This window comes from Cucumibacter marinus DSM 18995 (assembly GCF_000429865.1).
GTDB lineage: Bacteria > Pseudomonadota > Alphaproteobacteria > Rhizobiales > Devosiaceae > Cucumibacter > Cucumibacter marinus.
Genome location: NZ_AUCR01000002.1, coordinates 549,932 through 566,935, shown reverse-complemented (window position 1 = coordinate 566,935; position 17,004 = coordinate 549,932). Strand labels below are relative to the sequence as shown.

General features: G+C 62.7%; 15 protein-coding genes and 1 other RNA gene. All 16 read right to left on the bottom strand.

The features are described from left to right. Positions 1-542: 542 nt before the first annotated feature. The 16 genes from murB to G489_RS19290 all read right to left on the bottom strand — a co-directional run bounded on the left by murB (position 543) and on the right by G489_RS19290 (position 16,859). On the bottom strand, positions 543-1,550 hold the full coding sequence (gene murB / locus G489_RS0105975; RefSeq protein ID WP_245578823.1) for a UDP-N-acetylmuramate dehydrogenase: 1,008 nt from the start codon (positions 1,548-1,550) through the stop codon (positions 543-545). A gap of 72 nt (positions 1,551-1,622) precedes the next feature. Continuing rightward, on the bottom strand, positions 1,623-3,062 hold the full coding sequence (gene murC / locus G489_RS19310; RefSeq protein ID WP_051332355.1) for a UDP-N-acetylmuramate--L-alanine ligase: 1,440 nt from the start codon (positions 3,060-3,062) through the stop codon (positions 1,623-1,625). Then, on the bottom strand, positions 3,059-4,195 hold the full coding sequence (gene murG, locus G489_RS0105965; RefSeq protein WP_029040770.1) for an undecaprenyldiphospho-muramoylpentapeptide beta-N-acetylglucosaminyltransferase: 1,137 nt from the start codon (positions 4,193-4,195) through the stop codon (positions 3,059-3,061). The genes murC and murG overlap by 4 nt, the downstream gene beginning before the upstream one ends. After that, positions 4,192-5,358, bottom strand: a complete 1,167-nt coding sequence (locus G489_RS0105960) for an FtsW/RodA/SpoVE family cell cycle protein (protein WP_342667634.1) — start codon at positions 5,356-5,358, stop codon at positions 4,192-4,194. The genes murG and G489_RS0105960 overlap by 4 nt, the downstream gene beginning before the upstream one ends. 108 nt (positions 5,359-5,466) lie before the next feature. Then, on the bottom strand, positions 5,467-6,552 hold the full coding sequence (gene mraY / locus G489_RS0105955; protein WP_029040768.1) for a phospho-N-acetylmuramoyl-pentapeptide-transferase: 1,086 nt from the start codon (positions 6,550-6,552) through the stop codon (positions 5,467-5,469). A 12-nt stretch (positions 6,553-6,564) separates the two neighbouring features. Further along, positions 6,565-7,986 carry a UDP-N-acetylmuramoyl-tripeptide--D-alanyl-D-alanine ligase gene (locus G489_RS0105950; RefSeq protein WP_245578822.1) on the bottom strand — a complete coding sequence of 474 codons (1,422 nt, stop codon included), beginning with the start codon at positions 7,984-7,986 and terminating at the stop codon, positions 6,565-6,567. Next, positions 7,983-9,455, bottom strand: a complete 1,473-nt coding sequence (locus G489_RS19305) for a UDP-N-acetylmuramoyl-L-alanyl-D-glutamate--2,6-diaminopimelate ligase (protein WP_035871557.1) — start codon at positions 9,453-9,455, stop codon at positions 7,983-7,985. The genes G489_RS0105950 and G489_RS19305 overlap by 4 nt, the downstream gene beginning before the upstream one ends. A 32-nt stretch (positions 9,456-9,487) precedes the next feature. After that, a complete protein-coding gene (locus G489_RS19300; RefSeq protein ID WP_245578820.1) occupies positions 9,488-11,194 on the bottom strand; it encodes a peptidoglycan D,D-transpeptidase FtsI family protein in 1,707 nt (568 codons plus the stop codon). A gap of 1 nt (position 11,195) precedes the next feature. Further along, positions 11,196-11,576: a cell division protein FtsL gene (gene ftsL / locus G489_RS0105935; RefSeq protein WP_029040766.1), complete on the bottom strand. Its 381-nt coding sequence runs from the start codon at positions 11,574-11,576 to the stop codon at positions 11,196-11,198. Further along, positions 11,573-12,577, bottom strand: a complete 1,005-nt coding sequence (rsmH, locus tag G489_RS0105930) for a 16S rRNA (cytosine(1402)-N(4))-methyltransferase RsmH (protein ID WP_245578819.1) — start codon at positions 12,575-12,577, stop codon at positions 11,573-11,575. The genes ftsL and rsmH overlap by 4 nt, the downstream gene beginning before the upstream one ends. A gap of 213 nt (positions 12,578-12,790) precedes the next feature. Then, positions 12,791-13,173: RNase P RNA component class A (gene rnpB / locus G489_RS21665), an RNA gene on the bottom strand. Between the two features lie 50 nt (positions 13,174-13,223). Further along, on the bottom strand, positions 13,224-13,637 hold the full coding sequence (locus tag G489_RS0105925; protein ID WP_029040764.1) for a thiol-disulfide oxidoreductase DCC family protein: 414 nt from the start codon (positions 13,635-13,637) through the stop codon (positions 13,224-13,226). Further along, entirely contained in the window at positions 13,634-14,305 is a 672-nt protein-coding gene (locus G489_RS0105920; RefSeq protein WP_035871554.1) for a TerB family tellurite resistance protein, read from the bottom strand. The genes G489_RS0105925 and G489_RS0105920 overlap by 4 nt, the downstream gene beginning before the upstream one ends. Positions 14,306-14,464: 159 nt before the next feature. Next, the gene (locus G489_RS19295) at positions 14,465-14,920 is read right to left on the bottom strand and encodes a hypothetical protein (RefSeq protein WP_155889320.1); all 456 of its coding nucleotides are present in this window, start codon (positions 14,918-14,920) and stop codon (positions 14,465-14,467) included. 72 nt (positions 14,921-14,992) lie between these two features. Continuing rightward, positions 14,993-15,892 (bottom strand): methylenetetrahydrofolate reductase [NAD(P)H], encoded by a 900-nt coding sequence (gene metF, locus G489_RS0105910; RefSeq protein ID WP_035871758.1) that lies wholly within the window; start codon positions 15,890-15,892, stop codon positions 14,993-14,995. Between the two features lie 16 nt (positions 15,893-15,908). Further along, positions 15,909-16,859, bottom strand: coding sequence for an ArsR/SmtB family transcription factor (locus G489_RS19290; RefSeq protein WP_035871549.1), 951 nt, complete (start codon positions 16,857-16,859; stop codon positions 15,909-15,911). Positions 16,860-17,004: the final 145 nt, after the last annotated feature.

The following is a 17,004-nucleotide window of genomic DNA, read 5'->3' as shown; positions in this document are numbered from 1 at the left end:
GTCCTCCTTTTCCCTCGCATCGCTTCTCTTGTTTCCATCGGACATGCCTCCTGGCCCGGCAGGCGGTTGCCTCCAGGGTTTGCGATAGAGCGGGAGTGGGACGCGGAACGTCTCATCCGTAAACGAATAGAAGCGAGGCGCACCGCGTCCCACTCACCCGGGATTTTGGGCTTGGACTGCGTCAACGGGCTGGGGTCAATCCCCGCTCTCTTTCGAGAGTACACCGCCGCCTTGACGGCAGCCGGCTCCGGCGCAGTTTTGGCCTTCCCTGAGGCGACCCTCATGGAACCCGGACCCAGACCTGCCTGACCGTTCGTCGCGACCACGCTCAATCGCAAGCTGGTCAGGGGAGGATAAGGGAAGTGCAGAGGGCGGGGATAAGTTTTGATGGTGGGCGTCAACCTAGTTCCTCGACCTCATCCTGAACCCGTCGAAGGATGGGCCGCACAGTTCGTGATCACCCACATTGCGCCCTCGTCCTTCGACAAGCTCAGGATGAGGGCTGTTGGCAATCGCATCCTCCCGGGCCGCCCCTCACCCGCCTACACCGCGCCGGTAAAGACCTCGCCATCAAGGAATTCGCGCACCTCGCGGCCCGGGACGAACCGGCCCATGCGGCGGATTTCCCATTTGAGCGAAATGCCCGAATGCGCGCGCACTTTCTGCCGGACGGTTTCACCAAGGGTCTCGATATCGTGGGCGGTGGCGTTCTGATCGTTGATCAGGAAATTGCAGTGTTTCTCGCTCACATGCGCACCGCCGACCCGGTAGCCGCGCATGCCGGCGGCATCGATCACCTTCCAGCTCGACTGCGGCAGCGGGTTCTTGAAGGTCGAGCCCCCGGTATTGGCCTTGATCGGCTGGCTTTGCTCGCGCTGGGACGTGATCTCTTCCATGCGCGCCTTGATCGCGTCGGGATCGCCCGGCTCGCCCTGGAACACGGCCCGGGTGAAGATCACATCGCGAGGGCCATGCGACTTGCGGTACTCGTAGCCCATATCGGCGTTGGAGAGTTCGATGACTTCCCCCTGCCGCGTCACCGCGCGCAGCGACACCATACGATCGCGCGTCTCGGTCTTGTAGCAGCCGGCATTCATATAGAGCGCGCCACCAACCCCGCCCGGAATGCCCCGGTAAAAGGCCAGCCCGTCAATCCCCGCTTCCGCAGCGGCATTGGCCAGCCGGAAGTCGGTCGAAGACGCCCCGGCGGCGATCTTGCTGTCGCCAAGCACTTCGAGCTGCCCGAACCCCTTGGCGGACAGGCGGATGACCACCCCTTCAATGCCGCCATCGCGGACGAGAAGGTTGGAGGCAAGGCCGATCACGGTCACCTTGATCGCCGGGTCGAGATTTTTGAGGAAGAAGGCGAGATCGTCCTCATCAGCGGGCGCAAAAAACAGCTGTGCCGGTCCCCCGGCGCGAAACCGGGTGATCTCCGCCAGCGACTGGTTCGGCACCAGCCGCCCGCGCACATCGCCGGTCCAGGCGCCGAGATCGGGCAGAATATCGGGAAACGTCACGCTTTCATCAGACACATTGTCAGTAGCCATGGGTAAAACCCCACTTGAATCAATACATTAAGAATGAAGGACAAGGGATTATCGAAACGACGTCCTGCAAAATCAGGACTCCTTGTGATCCTGATGGTCCTGGTTGTTCTGGCGCAGGCTTTCGATCTGGCCGGGCAGATGCGCCGCCCACTGGGTGATGCTGCCTGCTCCCAGACACACGACATAGTCGCCCGTCTTGGCCCGCGCTGAAATCACCGATGCCAGCAATTCGGGCCGGTCGATGGCCTGGGCATCGCGATGGCCCTTGGCGCGGAGCCGGGCCACCAGTTCATCGTGACTGACCCCGTCGATAGGGGCCTCGCCGGCGCTGAAAACCGGCGCCACAATCACTGTATCCGCATCGTTGAAGCAGACCGCGAAATCATCCATCAGATCATGCAGGCGCGAATAGCGGTGCGGCTGGACGACCGCGATGACGTCGCGCTCGGTCGCCGACCGGGCGGCCCGCAGCACCGCAGCGATCTCGACCGGGTGATGGGCGTAATCGTCGATCACGCTGATGCCATCGACAAGGCCGGTGCGGGTGAAACGACGCTTGACGCCAGAGAAGTTCTTGAGCCCTTCGCGGATCGCGGTTTCGTCGATGCCGAGCTGGTCGGCCACGGCAATCGCCGCTGTCGCGTTAAGGGCATTGTGCGTGCCCGGCATGGGCAGTTCGAGCCCCTCGATCAGCTTGTCGGTTTTCTTGACGCGGTCGCGGATCGCCACAGAGAAGACGCTGCCGCCATTTTTCGTTGTGAGGCCCAACAGACGCGCATCGGCTTGCGGGTTTTCGCCATAGGTGATGACCCGGCGGTCCTCGATTTCACCCACCAGAGACTGAACCTCGGGGTGGTCGGTGCACATCACGGCGAAGCCGTAGAACGGCACATTCTCGATGAAATGCAGGAACGCTTTCCGCACCGCTTCGAACGAGCCGTAATAGTCGAGATGCTCGGGGTCCATATTGGTCACGACGGCGACATCGGCCGGCAGCTTGACGAAAGTACCGTCGCTCTCATCCGCCTCGACCACCATCCAGTCCCCGGCGCCGAGCCGGGCATTGGTGCCATAGGCATTGATGATGCCGCCATTGATAACGGTCGGATCGAAATTCCCGGCATCGAGCAGCGCCGCCACAAGCGAAGTGGTGGTTGTCTTGCCATGGGTGCCGCCAATGGCGATGGCGTTGCGGAACCGCATGATCTCGGCCAGCATCTCGGCCCGGCGCACCACCGGCAGCGAGCGCGCCCGCGCCGCGATCAGCTCCGGATTGTCCTTGCGGATGGCCGAAGAGACGACGACCACAGCGGCGTTGCGCAGGTTTTCGGCGCGTTGGCCGATCTCGACCTCGATGCCCATCTTCTGCAGGCGCTGGACATTGGGATTGGCATTGATGTCCGAGCCGCGCACCTCATAGCCCTGGGTGTGCAGGACTTCGGCGATCCCGCTCATGCCGATCCCGCCGATCCCGACAAAGTGCACGGGGCCGATATTGGATGGCATTTTCATGAGCGTTCTCCTTCCTCCGTCGAGCGCGGAGTTGATGGGGCAGCGGCACCTTCGGCGATGGCCTCGGCGAAATCCGCAAGCGCACCGACCGCATCGGCCCGCCCGATTGTAGCGGCCCTGGCGGCCATTGTCGTCAGCCTGTCGCTGTCGGGCAGCAGCCTTTCCAGCTCGGTCGCAAGCGATTGCGGTGAAATCGTGTCCTGCCGCCACACAAGCGCGCCGCCGGCGGCCTCCATGACCTTCGCATTGGCACTCTGGTCCTGATCGAGCGAACCGGGCAAGGGCACAAGGATAGCAGGACGGCCCAGCACGCCCAGCTCTGCAATCGTGCCCGCCCCTGCCCGGCCGATCACCAGGTGGCTGCCGGCAATGCGCTGGGGCAGATCGTCGAAAAACGTCGCGAGTTCCACATTGACCTTGGCCGCGGCATAGGCGCGGGTCACCCGCTCGAGGTCTTCCTCGCGACACTGCTGGGTCAGGATCAGCCGGCTGCGGATGCTCTCGGGCAGCGCCTCGATGGCGCCGGGCATCACCTCGGAAAAGAACCGCGCGCCCTGGCTGCCGCCAAACACCAGTAACCGCAGCTTCATGCCCTCGCCGATTGGCGGCAGCGGCTGATCGGCCACCGCCAGCACCGCGTCGCGGACCGGGTTGCCGGTGACGGTCCTGGCGATGGCGAACTTGTCCGCGTGGCGGGTGTCGTCAAAGCTGAGCGCCAGCCCGTCCGCAAAACGCGCCAGCGCCCGGTTGGCCGCGCCCATCACCGCGTTCTGCTCATGCAGTAGGCCTGGAATGCCCATCAGCGAGGCCATCAGGAACGGCGGAAAGGTCGGATAACCGCCGAAGCCGATCACCGCGTCGGGCTGAAGTTTCTTGAGTGTCGAGCGCGCCGTCGCCATGCCGCGCAGAATGGTGAACCCGGCCTCGATCGCCTTGATCGGATTGCGCAGGCGCGGCGTGGCCGAAGGGATCACATAGGTCCGGTTGGCGGGAAAGACATCGAGATAGCGCGAGGTGCGCCGGTCGGTCATCAGCGAGATCGCGTGTCCGCGGCGCTTGAGTTCCTGGCCGAGCGCCTGGGCGGGAAACAGATGCCCGCCCGTACCGCCTGCCATCAGTGTGAAAGTCTTCATGCAGCCTCGTGCCGCAACGCCTCGCGCTCGAGGGGCAGACCTGAGGCGATGGCTTCCTGCGGTTTGCGCCGTGTCAGCGCCAGGAGAATTCCCATCCCGAACGCCACGGCGATCATGGATGTGCCACCATAGCTGACAAAGGGCAAGGTCATGCCCTTGGGCGGGATCAGATTGATGTTCACCATCAGGTTGATCGCCGATTGCAGGCCGAACTGGATGACGAGCGCACTCGCTGCCAGGCGGGCGAACAGGTCATTGAGCAATTGCGCCCGGCTCAGTCCGCGCCAGACCACAAACCCGATCAGGCCCACAAGCGCCATGCAGAAGAGGATCCCGAATTCCCCGGCTGCCGCCGAGAACACGAAATCCGCATGGGCGTCAGGCAGGAACCGCTTGGTCACCGCTTCCCCGGGGCCGCGTCCGAACCAGCCGCCTTCGACCAGCGACTGCAAGGCCTTTTCGACCTGGTAATTGTCGCCAGAGTCTCCGCCCAGAAAGGTGTCGATACGCCGGCTCACATGCGGAAACAGCAAATACGCCGAGGTAATGCCGGCAATGCCGAGACCGCCGAGCACTGCGATCACCCACCAGGAAATGCCGGCGATGAACAAGAGCGCCGCCCAGGTCAGAAGGATCAGCACCGTCTGCCCCACGTCCGGCTGCAGGATCAGCATGCCAACGATCATGCCCAAAAGACCGAGCGTGATGGCATGACCCGGCACATCGGTGCGTCGCATGCGTTCCGCCATCAACCAGCCCGCGATCACCGCAAAAGCGGGTTTGACGAATTCGGATGGCTGCAGGGACTGGCCAGCAAAGCTCAGCCAGCGCTGCGACCCCTTGATTTCGGTGCCCACGACCAGCGTCGCCGCCAGCAGCACCATCGATACGCCCAGAACCCCGAGTGCCAGGAACCGCGCTTGTCGAGGCGTCATCAACGAGACACCGAGCATGACCCCGATGGTGGGGATCAGCAGCAGCATGTGACGGATGATGAAGTGCCACTCCCCGAGCTTGAGCCGCTCCGCGACCGCCGGACTGGCGGCAAAACTCATCAGGATCCCGATGCCCATCAGGGCAAACAGGGCGCCGAGCAGTTCACGGTCGACCGTCCACCACCATTCGGCGATCAGGGTTTTCCGGTCACGGGAGAAGATGTTCACGAGGGGCCTCACGCAGATACGCACACGCAATTGGTGCAATCTACCAGCATGAAGTTACCAAGATTTAACCGTGAGTGGCCGCGCGCTGCGATTCCACCAGCCTGTGGATTACCGCAGCTTGAGTGAGGACAGCCCGATCATGGCGAGGACGAAGGAGATGATCCAGAACCGGATCACGATCTGACTCTCCGTCCATCCCAGATGTTCGAAATGGTGGTGGATCGGCGCCATCTTGAAAATGCGCTTGCCGGTGGTGCGATAGGAGACCACCTGCACCACCACCGAAACGACCTCCAGAACGAACAGCCCGCCAATGATGGCCAGGACGATCTCGTGCTTGGTGGCAACGGCGATAGCGCCGAGCATCCCGCCAAGCGCCAGCGAGCCGGTATCGCCCATGAAGATCGAAGCCGGCGGGGCATTGAACCACAAAAAACCGAGCCCTGCCCCGATCATCGCCCCGCAGATGACGGCAAGTTCGCCCGTGCCGGGCACGAAATTGACGAGGAGATAATTGGCGAAGACTTCATTGCCGACGAGATACGCGATCAGCCCGAAGGAGCCAGCGGCCAGCATGGCCGGCACGATGGCAAGGCCATCCAGCCCGTCGGTGAAATTGACCGCATTGCCCGCCCCCACGATCACGAAGGCGCCGAATGCCAGGTAAAACCAGCCCAGGTCGATCATGAAATCCTTGACGAATGGCAGGGCCAGCGAGTGCGAGGTGTCGGGTTCCCCGACCTGGGCCACGATGAAGCAGGCAAAGGCCGCCACAATCGCCTCGATCAGAAGACGCTGACGCCCGCCAAAGCCCTGATGGGTTCCCGAAGACACTTTGAGATAGTCGTCATAAGCGCCGATCATGCCGAAAGCGACCGTCACCGCCAGCACCACCCACACATAGGCATTCGACAAATTCGCCCACAAGAGAGTCGAAACCACGAGTCCTGACACGATCATCAGCCCGCCCATGGTCGGCGTGCCCTTCTTGGTCAGAAGATGCGATTGCGGGCCGTCTTCCCGGATCGGCTGTCCCCGTCCCTGCCTCAAACCCAGGAACCGGATCAGGCCAGGACCGAACAGGAACACGAAAAACAGACCGGTGATCACCGCCCCGCCAGTGCGGAAGGTGAGATACCGAAACACGTTGAACGGGGTGAAGACGTCGCCGAACTGACCGAGAAAATAGAGCATGGAGACTTCGCGTCACTTTGCTGGTGGCGTTTTGCCCGGTTCGGAAGCGAACCGCGCCCGGATGTCGTTGACCAGCCCCCCGAGCCCAACGCCCAGCGACCCTTTGACCATAATCACATCGCCAAAAGCAAGCGAATTGAGGACCTTGGGAGAGATCTCCGCAGTCGAGTTCGCATGTGCGGCGACCAGAGGAGCCGGCAGTTCTTCTGCCAGGCGGGCCATGTGCCCCCCCACCAGATAGACCTTTTGTACACCGCTGTTTATGACGGCCTGTGAAAGTTCTGCATGAAGCTTGGCGCTTTGCGGACCGAGCTCAAGCATATCGCCGAGCACGGCGATCCGGCGGCCCTGCGAAGCGGGTGTGTCGTGGAGCACCGAGAGCGCCGCCCGCATCGAAGCGGGATTGGCATTATAGCTTTCATCGATCAGGGTGATGCGGCCGAGCTGATGCACCGCCCCTCGCCCTTCGACGGCTTTCATGGCGGAGAGTGCCTCAGCGCAGCGTTTGACATCGGCGCCGACCGCACTGGCCACGGCCAAAGCCCCGGCAGCGTTGAAAAGCGCATGCCCGCCCGCCTGGTCGAGTGTCACATCGACCGCCTCTCCGCGCACGTCGATCCGGCCCGAGGCAGTTGGTCCCGACGTTTCGGAAACGATGCGGATATCAGCATTGTCGGCCCGGCCATAGGTAAGGATCGTTGCGCCATGGGCCGCTGCTGCGTCACGCAGAATGGCTTCATGCTCATGCCCGAGCCCGATCAACGCCATGCCGCCTGGCCCTAGACCCTCAAAAATTTCCGCCTTGGCGTGGGCGATCCCGGCCACGCTGTCGAAGAACTCGAGATGCGCCGGCGCCACCGTTGTCACCATCGCCACATGGGGCCGGGTCATCTGAGTGAGCGGGGTGATTTCACCGGCGTGATTCATGCCGATCTCAATAACCGCGAACTCTGTGTCTTCCGGCATGCGCGCCAGAGTGAGCGGCACGCCCCAATGATTGTTGAACGACTTGACCGAAGCGTGGGTCCGGCCGATGGCGGAGAGTGCATGGCGGATCGCCTCACGGGTCGAGGTCTTGCCGACACTGCCAGTAACCGCCACGACCTTGGCGCTGGTGCGCGCCCGCGCAGCCCTGGCCAGATCGCGAAGTCCCTCGAAGGCATCCGGCACGACGATAAGCGGCAACCCCTTGCGCTCAAGCGCTTCTGCCTTGTCTTCCAAAACCAGCCCTGCCCCGGCGCCGCCAGCAATAGCACTCTCGACAAAATCATGCCCGTCGAACCGGTCGCCTGCGATGGCGACAAACAGATCGCCGCGCCCGACAGTGCGGGAATCGATGGCAATTCCGGAGTATTCGGGCGCCGGATCACCGGCAATGCGGCCGCCTGTGGCCTCCGCGACAGCGGCAAGGGTCCACAGACAGGCCACGGTCACCCGGCAGCGCGCTGGGCCGAAACGGCCTGCGCCACGACTTCATGATCAGAGAAATGGTGCTTGGTGGACCCGACGATCTGATAATCCTCGTGCCCCTTGCCCGCGATGAGCAGCACGTCGCCTTTGCGCATGTCGCCAATCCCGAGCGCAATCGCATCGGCCCGGTCACCAACCTCGCGCGCGGCAGGAGCCTCGGCCAGGATTTCCTTGCGGATCTCGGCGGGGTCCTCACTGCGCGGATTGTCGTCAGTGACGATCACTGCATCGGCGAGCTGGGTTGCGATCTGCCCCATGATCGGGCGCTTGCCCTTGTCGCGGTCTCCACCGGCGCCGAAGACGACAATCAGGCGGCCGTCGACATAGGGACGCAGTGATTCAAGCGCAGACTGCAGTGCGGCGGGCTTATGGGAGTAGTCGACAAAGATTCCACCACCATTGTGATCGGCGACGTGTTCGAGCCGGCCCTTGGCGCCGCGGAGGGCACTCATGCCCTCGATCATGGCTTCCTTTTCCACGCCCGTCGCCATGGCCATGGCCCCGGCGACAACGGCGTTCGAAACCTGGAATTCGCCGGTCAACGGCAGGTGGAAGCTCACATCTTCCCCGACAAGTTTGCCGGTTACGCGTTGGCCAAAGCCTTCGCGGATCACTTCGCCCACTTCGAAATGCGCACCTTCGCGACCGACAGTCATCAGCGTGGCGCCGCGCTCGAGGGCCGCGAACATGAACGGCGGATGCTCGGCATCGTCGCAATTGACCACCGCCGTCCCGCCTTCCTTAAGAAGGTCGCGGAACAACCGCATCTTGGCATCGCGATAGGCCGCCATCTCGCCATGATAGTCGAGATGTTCGTGGCTGAGATTGGTGAAGCCGACCGCGTCAAAGGCCAAGCCGTCGAGCCGGCGCTGATCGAGGCCATGGCTTGAGGCTTCAAGCGCCACGTGGTCGACGTCATAGAGCGTCTTCAGATTGCGCAACTGGTGATGCAGGTCGAGCGCATCCGGCGTTGTCAGGTCGCCGGTGGAACCGCCCATCATCTCTTCGCCTTCAACAATGACCCCGAGCGTGCCGACGCTCGCCGCCTTGATCCCGGCATGGGCCCAGAACTGACGCAGGAAATTGACGACAGAAGTCTTGCCGGAGGTGCCGGTGACCGCAGCGCTGATTTCGGGTTGCGGCGCGAACAATGAGGCGGCGGCGCGGGCATAGGCTGCGCGCACATCCTCGACCACCACCACGGGCACAACCGGCTCGATGTCCGGCTTGTGGTCTGTGACGATCATGGCCGCGCCGTTCTCAACGGCATCAGCGATGAACTGGTTGCCATGCACCCGCGTGCCCGGCAGCGCAAAAAAAGCTTCGCCCGGTGCCACATGACTGCTCTGGGCACGAATGCCGGTCACATGCAGGCCCTTGGGCACCTGCTTCTTGTCGTCTTCGGCCAGAATATCAGCCAGTTCGAAACTCAATCCCTGATCCCCACTCTTGCCCCTGCCCCAACTTATTGCAGTGCCGCCGGCACCAGCGCCACATCGCGGTTTTCGTCGAAATCGGGCAACACGCCCAGCATCGGCGCGACCCGCTCGATGATGCGGCCCGTCACATCCCCCGCGTTCCATGCGGCTGTGCGGCCACTTCTCTCGTTTTCCGGTTGCGGTTCGTCGACCAGAATGACCATGGCATAGCGCGGCGAATCCATTGGAAACACCGAGGCGAATACAGCGAGACTCTTGGCAGAGGAATACCGCCCGTCAACAACCTTTTCGGCCGTCCCGGTCTTGCCACCGACCATGTAGCCATCCGGCGCGGCACGTCGGCCCGAGCCCTCGAGCGCGTTAAGCCGCAACAAATAGCGCATGTCATCGCTCGCGCGCTTGGAAATCACCTGTTCGCCCAGGATCTGCGCATCGATCGGGTCGCGCTTGAACAGCGTCGGGGGGATGTAGGTCCCGCCATTGGCAATCGCCGCATAGGCCGCCACCAGCTGCAGGGGCGTCACCGAAAGCCCGTGTCCGAACGAGGCCGTGGCCGCGCCAACCTCCGAGAAGGTTTTCGGCACGTTGGCGGTCTTTTTCTCCGGCAATTCGATGGTCGGTGTCCCGTCGAGATGCAGCTTGTGCAGATAGGCCCGGTAATTGTCCTTGCCCCAGGCCTGCATGATCTTGATGGTGCCGATATTCGAGGAATATTTGTAGACCTCGGGCACCGAAAGCACCCGGTTCTTGCCGTGGAAATCGCCAATGGAGAAGCGCCCGAACCGCACTGCCGAGGTCGCGTCGAAGCGGTCGGTGATGGAGACCGCGCTACTGTCGAGCGCGCCGGAAATGGTCACGGTCTTGAAGGTCGAACCGAGCTCGAACGTGCCCGCGGTGATGCGATTGTAGCGACCTTCCTCAAGCGCTGAAGCCGGGTCGTTCGGGTCGAAATCGGGCAAAGATGCCATGGCGATGATCTCGCCGGTACGCACATCGATCATCACACCGGCCGAGGCAATCGCCTGGTAGCGCTCAAGCGCGTCCTTGAGTTCGCGATGCATGGCGTGCTGCACGCGCAGGTCGATCGAGAGGTTCTTGGGCTCGAGGGTCCGGTCGCGTGCCAGGCCGAGATCCTGCAGGAGCGCGACTTCCTCGCGGTCGAGATAGGCCTCGATACCCGCGATCCCGACATTGTCGACATTGACCGCTCCGAGGATGTGCGAAGCCACCGGTCCGCCGGGATAGAAACGCCGGGTCTCGGTCACGAAATCGATGCCCGGCAGGCCAAGGCGCATGATCGAATCCTGCTGCGCCGGGGTCAGCTCGCGCTGCAGCCAGACAAAACCCTCGTCGCCATCCAGGCGCTCGCGCAAGAATTTGCGGTCGAGATCGGGCAGCACCCGGGAGATCTTTTCGACCGCCTCGTCGAGATCGACAATATTGCGCGGCTCCGCGAACAACGACGGCGATTGGATATCGATGGCGAGCTGCTGCCCGTTCCGGTCGAGCAGGGTCGGGCGCGACGCCGTCAGCGCGGGGCGTTCCTGGCCGACGAAATCGTCTTCGACGGTCTCCATCGCCAAGAGCGCCAGGCGTCCGAGAATGACGACGAACAAGAGCGAGGCGAACAAAAGCGCCAGCTTGATGCGGTTACGCGTCAGCGCACCGCGCGCCTTTTGCACGCCTTCGATGGTAATCGGGCTGCCGGATGCAGAGAATGCCGCGTCGCTCACTTCACTGAATCTCCAGAACTTCCGGATTACCGGGATCAACGCCCTCATCGAGGGACAACAACAGCGCTTCGAGCGCGTCGGAATTGATGTCGGTCGCAGGCCGCATCGGGATATCCTCGATGCTGGCGAACTGCTTGCCATCGACCGGTGCGAGGCCCAGCGCCTCCGCATGACGGACCACAATGGGCTCGATGGCCGAAGGCTGGTTGAGATAGGCCCAGTCGGCCTTGAGCCCGGTCAGACGCTCGACCTTGCGGTCGATCTCGGTCTCGAGCCGGGCGTTTTCAGAGGCAATCTCTTCGGCCCGGTATTTCTGGGCATAGACAGCCACCAGCAGCAGGACGGTTGCCGCCACCATGATCGTGTTGAGGGTCCGGATCATGTCCGCACCTCCTTGAGCGCATAGCCGGGGACACCGAGCCCCTTGTATGAAATCGCGCGCGCCGGCGCGCCGGTACGCCTTGCGGCCCTAAGCGTTGCCGAACGGGCGCGCGGGTTGTCCGCAAGTTCGGTCTTGGACGCCTTGACCGGCTTGGCGACCGGGTCCCAGCACGCCGCCGCCTGATCCTTGACCGGCAGATGACGCGACCCGGCCTCCTGGGGCTTGAAAAACCGCTTCACGATTCGGTCTTCGAGCGAATGAAAGGTGACGACCGCCAGCACTCCGCCCTCTTCGAGCAGCGCTTCGGCGGCGAACAGGGCGTCGACAAGCTCGTTGAACTCGCGATTCACCGCGATCCTGAGTGCCTGGAACGTGCGGGTGGCCGGATGCGCAGCACCGGGCCGGCGCGGCACCACGCCTTCGATGATCGCGGCAAGCGCGCCTGTGGTCTCGATGGGCTTGTCCTGGCGCGCGGCGCAGATCGCCTTGGCGATGGCGCGCGATTTGCGTTCCTCGCCAAGTCCGAAGATCAGGTCGGCCAGTTCGCGCTCGGGGAGTTCATTGACCAGATCGGCGGCGCTCACCCCTTCGCGGCTCATGCGCATGTCGAGCGGCCCATCCTTCATGAAGGAGAAGCCGCGCTCGTCCTGGTCGAGCTGCATGGAGGAGACCCCGATATCGAGCACGATCGCGTCGGGCGCGGTGCCTTCGATCAGTGAATCAAGTTGCGAGAAACGGCCGGCAACAAATTGAAAGGACTCGCCGAATTCGCCTTCAACGGCAGCCACATGCGGCGTGACGGAAGGGTCGCGGTCGATGCCGGTGACATGCGCGCCGGCCTCGAGGAAAGCGCGCGTGTAGCCGCCGGCCCCGAAGGTGCCATCGATAATCGTCTTGCCGGAAATATCACCAAGCGCTTCGAGCACCGCACCGATCAGAACCGGCACATGCGGCGCCCCTTCATGGGCATCGCGCGCAAGATCGGACCCGGACTTCGGCACTGACCACATACTCCCTGCCGGCGGCGTCCCGCCGGGATACGCATAACACCGGCCTAACGCATTGAAACCGGTGGAACTTTTCGGACAAAAGGCGCGGCGCCGGATAATTGCCGGGCCAGTATGCCTGTCCTTGCCGTTCAATTTGCGCCTTCAGGCTTAAGATTCTGTTTCCCAATCAGGGCAATCAGCAGTCAGGGGCGAGAGCGAAAAGAAAGGGCCAGTTGGCCTGTAAGCCGGGTTCTGTAAGGCCCTCAGACCGAAGCCGGAGGACGTGGCAACCATTCATCTGGGACGCCCGTTACCGGACGCCTCCTGCAACCTACCCGGATGACTGGCCCGGAAACTGGCTGGGGTCGCCCCCGCGTCATCCCTATTCGGTCTTGCTCCCGGTGGGGTTTACCATGCCGCCCCCGTTGCCGGCGGCGCGGTGCGCTCTTACCGCACCCTTTCACCCTTACCGGGCCCGAAGGCCCGGCGGTTTGCTTTCTGTGGCACTTTCCCTGGGGTTACCCCCGCCGGGCGCTACCCGGCACCGTGTTTCCATGGAGCCCGGACTTTCCTCCCCGCTTGCGCGGAGCGGCTGCCCGGCCAACTGGCCGCGCTGGCTTAAGGGTGCGGGGGCACCCCGTCAAGCGACTGCAGCGCTTCACAGAAATCGCGACCGTTCTTCAGGCGTCGGTAGCCGGCAGGTTTCACGTTTCCCGAACACGCGGTATCGGTTGCGGGCAATCAGCTTGTAAACCCAGTCACGCACAGGTCTGGGCACCACGCGAAATACGGTCATCGCCTTCCATGGCCACCCCAAATGCCCGAGAACCCGTAAGGCGGCTTCGGAGCGGGTATAGGCCGTTCCGCCTTCAATCAGAAGGATCGTGCGGTCGCCCTGCCCCTCGAACCCGTAGCGGGCCAACAAGGAGCGACCCATCGCCCCCTGATTGGCGGTGAAGCGGAAGACACCCGCCTTGTCCCGGCGAATGACGAAATCCACCGCGCCGTTGCACAGATTGCAGACGCCATCGAAGACAATCACTGCTTCGGCCTGGCGCGGGGTGCCGCTCACAGCCCGCGGATCTCTTTGATCCGCTCATAGGCGGCGTTGATCGCGGCCATCTTGCGGCTCATCATCGACGTGAGTTCTTCGGGCACCCCCCGGGCCGCCAGCCGGTCGGGGTGATGCTCGGCGGCCAGCAGGCGATAGACGCGCTTCACCTCGTCATCCGGTGCGCGCGGATCGAGGCCGAGCACCAGATAGGGGTCCTTTTCGCCCTGCCCGAGCACGTGCTGCGCCGCGATATGCTCGAAACGCAGCTCATCGAAGCCGAAAATGTCGCTGACGGTCTTCAGATAGGCGAGTTCGTCTTCATGGATGATGCCGTCGGCTGCCGCGATATGAAACAGGCCGTCAAGGACGTGCTCCAGGGTTTCGGGCCGCCCTTCGAACAGCCGTGCCACCTTGCGGGCGTAGTGCTCGAAGCCGGCAACGTCGCCCTGGGCAAGGTCGAACATGCGCTCGATCTGACGCTCGGCCCCGGCGGGAATATCGACGGTTTCGGCAAAGGCACGGATCTCGTCCGCGGTCACGACCCCGTCCGCAGCCGCCATTTTGGCCGACAGCGACACCAGGGCCAGGGTAAAGGCCGCATCGCGCCCGCCGGGCAACCAGCTATCAGGATCGAACAGGCTGGCGAGCGATCCGCCAAGCTCGACGATCCGGTCCCAAACCGACATCCCTGCCCCCTGCCCGCTGGCATTGCTGACCCGGCGCACAATTGAAGCGCCACTCGAAACCGCCAACGGGATGAATCACGCTCGGCGGAGATGCATTCTATCGCGCATATCCAAAGGGAAAACCGGACGCATGGAAGCAGGCGCCATCACCGTCCTCGATCAATCCGTGATCAGCGCCGTGCCGTTCGCAACAAAGGCAAAAGGCATGAACTCGAAGCGCTCGCCCGCCATCAGCGTCGCCGCCCGCAGCGCCGGGTTATCCACAGGCACGCTGCCGTTCTGTGGATAAGCCTCGGAGGCCGCGGCTTCCACGAAGGGAACGGGCGTGGCGGCGATATCTCCGCCTCCAGTTTTGTCGAGATCTTCGACGAGCGGCAGCGCTTTGCTCGATTGTGGCAGGCGCGCCAATGACTTGCCGGCCGGAGAGACAGTTTCGGGGATCTCGAAATGTGCTTCGTAAGGTGCCATCTGCCACGGCGACAGAACGCTTAATTCATTGGAATCGTGAAATGAATCAGCGGTCGCCCCGGACCCCGCGCCCGGCGCCATGCTGGCCGTTGCTGCCAGCAATCCCATACTCACCACTAAACCAGAAAACGCTACCAGTACGCGCACATAACACCTGCCTGTCCCCCGTTAACCTAGCATTAACCGGGGCATTCAGGCGGAAATTGGATGACCGCGACGCTATTCGCCGCGCCTGCCGAGAACTCTTGCCAACGCATAGGCCAGGGCTGAGCGGTTCATGGTGAAGATGTGGAACTCACGCACACCATGATCGAGCAGTTCGAAGACCTGTTCTGCGGCGATGCCGGCAGCGACCAGCGCGTGAGTTTCCTCATCGTCTTCGAGCCCCTCGAACCGGTCTGCGAGCCAGGCCGGAATCTTCGCGCCGCATTTGCCGGCGAATCTCGAGATCTGCTGGAAATTATGGATGGGTTGAATGCCGGGCACGATCGGCGCCTCGATCCCCGCCCTTTGCGCCCGCTCCAGCAGACGCCAGTAATCGGCGTTGTCGAAGAACATCTGGGTGATGGCCCGGTTGGCTCCGGCATCGAGCTTGCGCTTGAGATTGTCGATTTCCTCGTCCCAGTTGGCGCTCTGCGGATGCTTTTCAGGATAAGCGGCAACCGAGATGTCGAAATCGCCCCAGCGGTGGATGCCGGCGACCAGATCCGCGGCGTTCTGGTAGCCTTGAGGATGCGGCACAAACGGCCGGTCGATGCCTTCCGCCGGGTCGCCGCGCAGGGCCACGATCTGGTTGATCCCGGCATCACGATAGGACCGGATGACCGCGTCGACCTCTGCCCGGCTGGCGCCGACGCAGGTGAGATGGGCGGCCGCATTCACCCCGGTATCCGCCTTGACGCGGGTCACCATCGACAAGGTGCGCTCGCGGGTCGAACCGCCAGCCCCATAGGTCACCGAGACAAAGCGCGGTTCGAGTGGTGCCAGCCGGCGGATGGTGCGCCAGAACCGGGCTTCCGCTTCATCGGATTTTGGCGGGAAGAATTCGAAACTCAGTTCGAGCTTCGGCAGGCTCTCGCCGCTCTGATGGCTGGCACGGTCTTCGACGGGGGTCGGAATGTTCACAAACGGGGTCCTATCGGTTGTCGGCCAGTAGCCAAACACAAACAGTCAGCCCTTCCCGGCCCTCGACCGGCGGAAGGGTTTCAACGGTTTTCACCTCCATTTCGGCAAGGCGTGCCCACTGCGCCATCTGCGCTTCGGACAAACCCAGGCGCCGATGCGCCTGCTGCTCACGGAGGAATTCAAGATTGTGGGGGGCGAAATCGACAATCAGCACATGACCGCCGGGCTTGAGCGTGGCGCGCGCATAGCGCAGGGCACGGCCGGGATCGTCGAAATAATGCAGCACCTGGTGCAACACCACGAGATCAGCGGTTTCGGAAAACGCATCAAGCGCAGTGATGTCACCGAGCCGGATCTGGGCGTTGCGGATACCCGCCTTTTCAATGTTGGCGCGGGCCACCGCGATCATCTCGCGGCTCGAATCGATTCCCACGCCTCTTTTGAAGTGAGGCGATAAAACCTCCAGCATGCGACCCGTACCGGTCCCCAGATCGAGGCAATCGTCGATATCCACATTTTCGATCAAGGAGAAAATGGCGCGATTCACGTCTGCCTCAGGCAGATGCAATCCGCGTATCCGGTCCCAGTTGGATGCAACCTTGGCGAAGTATGCAGACGCCCGGTTCTGATGATCGATACGCACCGCCTCGAGCCTGTCGCGGTCGCCCTTAAGGATCGGGTCAGCCTCATCGAGCCGGGCCAGAAGAGCGGTGACCAGTTCTGCCGACCAGGGGTCATCAGACAACCGGAAATAGGCCCAGGCCCCTTCCGCATGGCGGGTGGCCAGACCGGCTTCGCACAGCAATCTGAGATGCCGCGAGATGCGCGGCTGGCTCTGGTCAAGTATCTCGGTGAGGTCCTTGACCGACAATTCGCCATTGGCCAACAACGCCAACAAGCGTAGCCTTGTGTTCTCACCTGCCGCGCGCAGGACATCGACAAATTCGCGTAATCCGGACACGCGATGACTCCTTGATATAAAGATATCTTTATATCCTTTTTCGGGAGTTGCGCAACATTTCGGGTTACAGGAAATTCAACCTGGTTTTGCCGGGCAGGGCAAAAAACCTAATTAAATCAATAATTAAATAAGGACCGGTGCTGCC